This is a genomic window from Arthrobacter sp. 10N44_2 (assembly GCF_056394385.1).
Genome location: NZ_JBFTHT010000040.1, coordinates 1 through 1,121, shown reverse-complemented (window position 1 = coordinate 1,121; position 1,121 = coordinate 1). Strand labels below are relative to the sequence as shown.

Below are 1,121 nucleotides of genomic sequence, written 5' to 3'. Positions count from 1 at the left end.
GGGTGGAGGTAGCCGTCGACGAAGGTCATGGATTGTTCGAAGACCTCGTTGGTCGCATCCGAGTGCTGCATGTATTCCTGGATGCCGTAGTTGTGGATCGCCAGGCCCACGTGCAGCTGCGCGGCGAACCCGACCGGGGAGATGTCGGTGGGGCCGTGGAAGCCGGACTTGATCTGGTACTGCGCGGCGTAGTCCATCACCTTCTTCAGCGGGCTGATCCCGCCGAAGTGGGTGGAGGCTGCCCGCACGTAGTCGATCAGCTGTTCCTTGATCAGGGCCTGGTAGTCGTAGACGGTGTTGAAGATTTCCCCGATCGCCAGCGGGGTGGTGGTGTGCGCCCGGACCAGGCGCAGGGCCTCCTGGTTTTCGGCCGGGGTGCAGTCCTCGAGCCAGAACAGGTCGTAGGGTTCGAGCGCCTTGCCCAGCTTCGCGGCCTGRATCGGGGTCATCCGGTGGTGCCCGTCGTGCAGCARCGGGAGTTCCGGGCCGAACTCGTTSCGCACCGCCTCGAACACGGWSGGCAGGTGGCGGAGGTAGGCGCGGGTGTCCCAGTCCTCTTCCTGCGGGAACGCGCCGCGCCCGGCCGGTTCGTAGTCGTAGCGCTCCCCSGAGGCCTGGGCCTGGGCCGCGACGCCGTAGACGGCCTTGATCCCGGGCACCGCGGTCTGGATCCGGATCGACTTGTASCCCAGCTCCAGGTGCTCMCGGACCGAATCGAACAGGGACGGCAGGTCCGCGCCGGAGGCGTGCCCGTAGGCGCGCAGCCCGTTCCGGGACGCCCCGCCCAGGAGCTGGTAGACCGGCATCCCGGCGAGCTTGCCCTTGATGTCCCACAGCGCCATGTCCACCGCGGCGATCGCGGCCATCGTGACCGGGCCGCGGCGCCAGTACGAGGACCGGTACAGGAACTGCCAGGTGTCCTCGATCCGGTGCGGGTCCTTGCCGATCAGCAGCTGCGCGACGTGCTCCTTCAAATAGGCGGCCACGGCGAGCTCGCGCCCGTTCAGGGTCGCGTCCCCGATCCCGGTCACGCCGTCCTCGGTGGTGATCCGCAGGGTCACGAAGTTCCGGGAGGGGCTGGTGACGAACACTTCAGCGGCAATGATTTTCACAACAGGTCC

Annotated in this window: 1 protein-coding gene; it reads right to left on the bottom strand. The window is 67.5% G+C overall.

The genetic code is table 11. The features are described from left to right. Window positions 1-1,112, bottom strand: a 1,112-nt coding sequence (manD, locus tag AC1DBX_RS20640; protein WP_476932666.1) for a D-mannonate dehydratase ManD, incomplete at its 3' end; no start/stop codon positions are given. Window positions 1,113-1,121 lie beyond the last annotated feature (9 nt).